Here is a 584-nt window from a genome sequence, read left to right as displayed (position 1 = left end):
GTGATCTTCAGGTTCGAGACATAGCCTTCGACGACCGTCACGCGCACGACGCCGCCTTCGAACGTCTGCGCGGGAACGAACGCGAACGACAGCGCGTAGCCGCGCTCCTGGTACAGCTTGGTCACGCCGTTCGCCGTCTCGATCAACTGGCCGATCGTGATGTCCTTGCCGACGAGCGGCGTGAAGCGTTGCGAGATCTCTTCGAACGGAATCGACTTGACGCCTTCGACCTGGAACGAGCTCGGCGTCAGATGGCGCGCGAGCAGCGCCTGCACCTGGACTTCCTGCGGCGCGACCTGCACGGTGACGCTCGGCTTTTGCGGCGTGTTGATCTGCGGGAGGGCTTCCAGCGGATTGCCGCCCGAGCGGCTTTGCGCGTGCGCGGCGCCGGCGGCCGCGCACAGAGCGGCGACGCCGATCGCCGCCCGCGTTTTCCTGTTCATGTTCTTCTTCCTCGTCAAGCAATGGCGGCGAGCCGCGCGCAAACCGCGCGCCGCGCCATCAGTCCGGATCGATGACGCCCGCGCACGCGTCGGTCGGCGCGGCCGCGACGTGGCCGACGCGTGCGCGGGCGTCATCGATCC

General features: G+C 68.0%; 1 protein-coding gene. It reads right to left on the bottom strand.

Going from position 1 to position 584, the window contains the following annotated elements:
- Positions 1 to 443 (bottom strand): POTRA domain-containing protein (locus tag J5M58_RS25935; protein ID WP_306795248.1); only part of this gene is annotated, 443 nt, incomplete at its 3' end.
- Positions 444 to 584 lie beyond the last annotated feature (141 nt).

It is taken from the genome of Pseudomonas sp. 32_A (genome assembly GCF_017490905.1).
Taxonomy (GTDB): domain Bacteria; phylum Pseudomonadota; class Gammaproteobacteria; order Pseudomonadales; family Pseudomonadaceae; genus Aquipseudomonas; species Aquipseudomonas inefficax.
This window is presented reverse-complemented; position numbering and strand designations above follow the sequence as displayed.